Source organism: Wolbachia endosymbiont of Tribolium confusum (assembly GCF_020405475.1).
GTDB lineage: Bacteria > Pseudomonadota > Alphaproteobacteria > Rickettsiales > Anaplasmataceae > Wolbachia.
Window position 1 is genome coordinate 43,897 of the sequence record NZ_JAIZNT010000010.1, and the last position, 6,239, is coordinate 50,135.

Consider the following 6,239-nt stretch of genomic DNA (forward strand, 5'->3'; position numbering starts at 1 on the left):
TGTGTTTTCCATATTGAACTTACAGTACGTAGCTTTGATATAGAAGTTTGGGTAACGTTATGATAGTAATTTATATAATTCTATGTGCAATCTTTATAGCCATTTTAGACAGCTCACTAGATTCTTGATTAGGGGATATTTCTAACTTAGAAAAGGTTTTTATAAATGTTAAAGTGAATAATTATGTTTTTTCCTTGAGTTGCAAAATTTCAGAATGAGAGAGACCGGTAATTTGAGCTATAATATCAATAGAGACACCGGCCTTGAGTGAGTTTTTTGCTACTTCAATTTTACCTTCAATTTTACCTTTTTGATGGCCGATTTGGATGCCTTCATGAAGTTTTTCTTCAAGACTAGATAAATAATCATCGGTACGTTTCTTAGCTTGATCGTAAGCAAGGCGTTCTTCTTTACTCCAATTATATTGGTTCAGCTCATCATAAGCCCTGCCAATAATTAAATCACTTCCTATTATTTTTTTTAGATCCTCTTCACTTGTTTCACCGGCGTGTTTAAAAAAATAACACCATTTCTCTACTATATTTTCTAATTGATCTTCTCTTTTTTTAAATTTAGGTAACTCTATAAAAGTAAAACTAAAGTCTCTGAGATCATGTTCAAAGGTCATCTTATCAAAAGTAACGTGATCAGACTTATAAGCCAGCTTATTAGGAAATAAGATGAAATCAGCAATAGCAATAAAGATAACGCCTTTAAGATCATGATACTGGTCACCTACATCAGCTTGACTTGAATAGGCCTTAGCGGCATAATATTGGGCACGTTTTTCAAAGCCAGTAGTTTTAGCGACTTGCATCTCAATTATTGTTTTTATTCCTGTAGAATCAACACAGAGAACATCAACAATGCTTTGCTTTTGAGAGGCGATGACAGGGTCTTGAATGGGACTGAGAAAGGAGACATCTTTAATCTTATTGTCATCGGTAAGACCTAGTATATCATTGAGAAAGTGAATAAGAATATCTTTATTTTTTTCGGTACCAAAGATACGGCGAAAAGCTATATCATTGCGAGCATCAAGAAACTTGGAAAGAGCCATGATAAGTTAACCTAGAAAGCATTAATAATTATACACAATTGTGAAGAAATATTCAACTAAAATTGAAACATAGAAGTTTTTGTATATCTTTATTTGGTAGTATTAACCTGTATAATATCTATTTCTGTATGTCAAACATCTCCATAAGGTACAAAATAGCACAAAAAGTAAGGAGCTGGAGGCTAAAGCGAGGATATACTCAAAAAGATTTAGCGGGAAAAATCGGTGTAACATATCAAATAGTACTACAATATGAAAAAGGAATACGTAAAATTTCGATTGAAAAGTTATATGCTATAGCAAAGGTGTTATCGGTTGATATTATAGACCTAATTCCTGTATCAAATGAGAAAGCCTGCTTTAAAAATGAGGAACTAAATCTAATAAGAAAATATAAAACGATTAATAATCAGGAGTTACGTAGAATGTTTTGTTTACTAACCAAATTTGTTCAAGTTAGTGAGAAAAATAGTAAAAAAACGGAGAGAATAAAAATTGCAAAAGGTCTGGTTAAAGCAGGAGTTTCTGTTGATACTGTTTCAAAAACAATTGGTCTGTCTGCTGATGAATGTGTTGAAGAAAAAACGGGTTCTATCTACTACCAAATAGGAAAAAAGATAAAGGAGTGGAGGGCAGTACGGAAGTATACTCAAAAGGATTTGGCTGAGAAAATGGTTACAACACGTGATGAAATAAGCAACTATGAGCAAGGACGTGTGGCCATTCCACTGGAAAAATTATATGCAATAGCAGAAACATTATCGATTAGTATTACAGATCTACTAATAGAGGAAGATGAAGGTAGTAGAGTGGAAAATGAGCTACCTGATTTGATTAAAGAATACAAAGAAATTGAGAGCCAAGAACTACGTAATGTACTAATAAAATCTATGTTTAAAAGCATACAAATTTGTGAGGAGAAAATTAGAGAAGAAGAAAGAATCAAAATTGCAAAGAACTTAGTTAAAAAAGGAATTTCTACCGATATTATTTTGCAAATAACAGGCCTCTCTTTAGGCGAAATTCAACAAGTTTAAAATAAAAAAATCACTATATATTAATATCTTCACCTATTCATGAAAAAATAAGTAAAAAAGATTGAAAAATTGATTTGACTTCACTCGGAAGCTATGGCTCTATGCCAATGCTGATAAAGCAGTAAATATTTAAAAAAAGTTTGTTGTTAGTGAAGGGTAAATTATATGAATAAAAGTAAAGAGGAAATAGAGTTCAGAATATTAGAAAGCAAAGGCAAAGCACTACTTGATCGTGAAATAATGGAAACATTTCTAAGTGCAGTACATGAAAGGCCACAAGCTCAAGAAATTGCTAAAAATCTGGTGAATACTTATACAGGAGTAGGAAGGATTTTAGGCCGAGAAATGGATGACCTGAAAGTTATAGAAGGAGTAACTGATTCTGCAGTAGCAATGATTATGTGTGTTAAGGAAACACTAGAAAGGGTGCTCAGAGAAAAGCTCAAGAGTGAGCCAGTAATGGACTTACAAGGTCTAGTAGAGTACTTGAACGTAAGTATAGGCCACTCAGAAAGGGAATGTGTAAAAATACTGTACTTGAATAACAGGCGCCAATTAATCGGAGAAGAACTCTATATTGGTGAAATGGAAAAAGCACCGGTGTACATAAAGGAAATTATAAGAAAAGCATTAATAAAGAATGCAACATTAGTAATAATGTCACACAACCATCCTGGGGGACGCTTAGAACCATCAGAAGAAGATCAAGAAGTAACGAAGAGCTTAGCAGCAGCATGTAGTACTGTAAGCGTTAGATTATTTGACCATATTATCATCACAAGTGGAGGCTATTTCAGCTTTCGAGAGAACGGATTGTTATAGTAGAAAGTATTTGCAAATCTACTCATTATAATTTATACTGAGTAATAGAATGTATAAACTAAGATTTATATACTTAAAAAGTATTTTTAATATGGGGGTTATATGACTAGTAAAGACAAGTTATTGAAGAAAATATTTGGTGCTCTTGAAGGCGTTGATATAAAGCAGTCTAAGTTTGTGAGCAAAATTAATAATCAGAAGGAGATAAAACCGGAAGATACAATGCCTTTCCCTAGCAGAAACGTTCACGAAAACAAAATCAACTATGGAAAAGGACTTGACTACATATATGGCACAAAACCTTTGAGTAATCAAGCAGATTATCCAGAAGGGTTGAATCCATTTGCTTCAGCTTTGCAAAAAATAAAGCCAAGTGCAGAAAAGTTGAGCTGGCTTAAAAGTGCTGTGGTAAGAGCAAAAAGTCCAAATGAACTGCACAAGGTTGTAGACGAAGCACTAGCTGCTGGAGCAAGGCTAAATGCATGTAATGATGGGGAATGGAGTTTCGCAGAGTATGTAGTATTAGGTACACATTTTCATAAATTTGATAAGGTTGATCGTAAAAAGGTAATACGTAAATTAATGTTAAGCGGTGCAGAGTTTCATGATACTCTACTACAGAATAAACTGATAGGTGAAATCTATAATGAGCTACAACCAGAAGTTCAGCCACAGATAGATGAGAGACTAGAAGAACTAGAGAAAGCTGGCGAAAGTGCTGTGCAAGAAGGAGAATTAATAGATATCGAGATAGACAATACAACATCATATATAGAATTTTCTGAAGATAGCAAGGTAGAGGTAGCCAAAATACTGGAAGCAAACAGAAAGTTAGGAAGTAATATCTTAAAAATTGGTAATGATGCAGTTGAAGTTAAAAGTGAGAAGGGAGGTATAAGAAACTATACCGATATTTCAGATGGCAGCTCTATCATGTTAGAATTTCCTACAAGCATTGGTAAGCTAAATATTATATTGTACCACGATGTAAAAAAATATGATCAAGTACAAGTCAGAGTAGAAAACAAGGAAATGTGGGCTGAACTACAACAAAGAGGAGAAGAAATAGGAAAAAATTGTCTTTTTGCTGGAGTAAAACTTAAAGAAGCAGTAGAAAAGGGAAGTTTTATGAGGTGTGGCATATGGAATAGCAAGCAGCTTATGAAGGAGGTTGATAGCCCAAGTGAAAAATTGTTTTCATGGGCAGACAAAGTACGTGAAAATAGTAAAGAAACTTGTAGGGCACTTTAATTCATCAATTTAAAGGTTCCAGAGTCTGGCTATTATATCTGGAGCCTTTGAGTTATAATAGAAAATATTATATGCAAGGTTCTTTTTGTGGAAAAAAGTCTAGATTATAAAGTGGGAGAAAAATTAAAAAGCTGGAGGTTAGAGCGAGGGTACACTCAGAAAGATTTAGCAGAGAAAATTGGTGTAAAATACTGGGTGATATTGCAATATGAGAAAGGGAATCGTAGAGTTCCAATTGAAAGGTTATATGCTATAACTGAGGCACTATCAATCAGTATTACTGATCTTATTCCTGTATCAAAAAGCTGTCTTGAAGATGAGGGAGAGGAAATATTAAATCTAGTAAGAGAATATAAAAAGATTAACGATCATGAGTTACGTAGGATGTTTTGTTTATTAACCAAATTTGTTCAAGTTAGTGAGAAAAGTAGTAAAAAAGCAGAGAAAATAAAGATTGCAAAAGGTTTGGTCAAAGCAGGAATTTCTGTTGACGTTGTTTCGAAAACAATTGGTCTCTCTGCTGATGAATGTGTTGAAGAAAAAACAGGTTCTATCTACTACCAAATAGGCAAAAAGATAAAGGAATGGAGACTAGTGAGAGAGTATACTCAAAAGGACTTAGCAGAGAGAATGAGCACAACACGTGACGAAATAAGCAACTATGAACAAGGACGCGTAGCTACTCCACTGGGAAAATTATATGAGATAGCAGAAACATTATCGATTAGTATTACAGATCTACTAACAGAGGAAGATGAAGGTAGTAGAGTAGAAAATGAGCTACCTGATTTGATTAAAGAATACAAAGAAATTGAGAGCCAAGAACTACGTAATGCACTAATAAAATCTTTGTTTGAAGGTTGTGAAGAAAAAGTGAGGAAAGCGGAAAGAATCAAAGTTGCAAGAGATCTAGTAAAAGGGGGAATTTCTATTGATATTATTTTGCAAGCGGTAGGTTTACCTGTTGATATAGTTTTAGATGGGTAGCTCATGAAAAAATTATAGCAATAAAGTTTTTTTCTTAAATGGAGGTATATGTGTTTGTTTCTGCAAGCAATGTTAGTTATGGAATAGGGCAAAAAATAGAAAATAGTAGGTTAATGCGAGGTCATACTCAAATAGGATTAGCAAGTGAAATAGGTTTAACATACCAAAAAGTAAACAGTTATGAAAATGGATATAGCCCTATTCCAATTGAAGTACTATATGTAATAGCAAGAGTATTATCAGTTGATGTTGTAGATTTATTACCTGAATCAGTAATAGTAAGGGAAGACAGCTATGAAGACGAGGAAATACTCTATCTAACAAAAATATACGAGAATCAAAAGTTAGGCAAAATAGTACCTTCATTAGTCAGGTTTGTTCATATTAGCGAAAAAATTAATCAAGAAGAGGCAAGATTAGAGGTAGCAAAAAATCTAGTTAAAGAAGGAGTTTCTACTGATGTTATTTCCCAGGCAACGGGTTTATCTATTTACGAGTATGATAATACAGAGAGAGAAGTCTGCACTGATTCTATATACTACAGAGTAGGGCAAAGAATAAGAGAATGGAGATTGATAAAAAGGTATACTCAGAAAGATTTAGCAAACAAAGTTGGTTTAACACTCAAGGAAATACACGAGTATGAAATAGGATACACTGCCATATCATTTGATAAATTATATCAAATAGCAGAAGGATTATCAGTGAATATTAAAGTTCTGCTACCTAAAATAAATGAAGATAGTGAACTACTTAATTTACTAAGAAAAACTGAAGAGCAAGAATTAGTGAAGAAATTTTTATCTAGGGATATGAAGAATAGCAAAGAGAAAGTAAAAAAAACAGAAAAGATCAAGGTTGCGAAAAATCTAGCAAAGGCAGGTGTTGCTATTGATATTATTGTGCGAGCAAGTGGCTTAACTGCTGATGAGTGTGAAAATTGAATTGTGTTTAAGATATAAGTAAAAATAGTTAACATATTATCCACTCTAAACCTTTGTTTAGCTCTGCAGAACTTGACGTATCAAGATATAACATCACAGAATTTTTCTATCACTTTCTGATTGTCCTCTATCATTGCC

Annotated in this window: 6 protein-coding genes; 5 read left to right on the plus strand and 1 reads right to left on the minus strand. The window is 33.3% G+C overall.

The genetic code is table 11. The annotated features are described in order from the left end of the window. Positions 1 to 181: 181 nt before the first annotated feature. On the minus strand, positions 182 to 1,060 hold the full coding sequence (locus LEM02_RS06360) for an Rpn family recombination-promoting nuclease/putative transposase (protein ID WP_226080722.1): 879 nt from the start codon (positions 1,058 to 1,060) through the stop codon (positions 182 to 184). A gap of 128 nt (positions 1,061 to 1,188) precedes the next feature. Between LEM02_RS06360 and wmk (LEM02_RS06365) the strand changes: the two genes are divergently transcribed. From wmk (LEM02_RS06365) to wmk (LEM02_RS06385), 5 genes are all read left to right on the plus strand, one after another. Beyond that, positions 1,189 to 2,097 (plus strand): WO male-killing family protein Wmk, encoded by a 909-nt coding sequence (gene wmk, locus LEM02_RS06365; protein ID WP_226080725.1) that lies wholly within the window; start codon positions 1,189 to 1,191, stop codon positions 2,095 to 2,097. Between the two features lie 165 nt (positions 2,098 to 2,262). Beyond that, entirely contained in the window at positions 2,263 to 2,919 is a 657-nt protein-coding gene (locus tag LEM02_RS06370) for a JAB domain-containing protein (protein ID WP_226080734.1), read from the plus strand. A 102-nt stretch (positions 2,920 to 3,021) separates the two neighbouring features. Further along, complete coding sequence (locus LEM02_RS06375) at positions 3,022 to 4,170, plus strand: hypothetical protein (protein WP_226080735.1); 1,149 nt, start codon at positions 3,022 to 3,024, stop codon at positions 4,168 to 4,170. An 87-nt stretch (positions 4,171 to 4,257) separates the two neighbouring features. Next, on the plus strand, positions 4,258 to 5,157 hold the full coding sequence (gene wmk, locus LEM02_RS06380; protein WP_226080736.1) for a WO male-killing family protein Wmk: 900 nt from the start codon (positions 4,258 to 4,260) through the stop codon (positions 5,155 to 5,157). Between the two features lie 50 nt (positions 5,158 to 5,207). Next, positions 5,208 to 6,101, plus strand: a complete 894-nt coding sequence (gene wmk / locus LEM02_RS06385; protein ID WP_226080737.1) for a WO male-killing family protein Wmk — start codon at positions 5,208 to 5,210, stop codon at positions 6,099 to 6,101. The last annotated feature ends 138 nt before the right edge of the window (positions 6,102 to 6,239 follow it).

Excerpts from the sequence above, each read along its gene's own strand:
- LEM02_RS06360 (WP_226080722.1), bottom strand. The coding sequence starts at position 1,060 with ATGGCTCTTTCCAAGTTTCTTGATGCTCGCAATGATATAGCTTTTCGC.
- LEM02_RS06375 (WP_226080735.1), top strand. The coding sequence starts at position 3,022 with ATGACTAGTAAAGACAAGTTATTGAAGAAAATATTTGGTGCTCTTGAA.
- wmk (WP_226080725.1), top strand. The coding sequence starts at position 1,189 with ATGTCAAACATCTCCATAAGGTACAAAATAGCACAAAAAGTAAGGAGC.
- LEM02_RS06370 (WP_226080734.1), top strand. The coding sequence starts at position 2,263 with ATGAATAAAAGTAAAGAGGAAATAGAGTTCAGAATATTAGAAAGCAAA.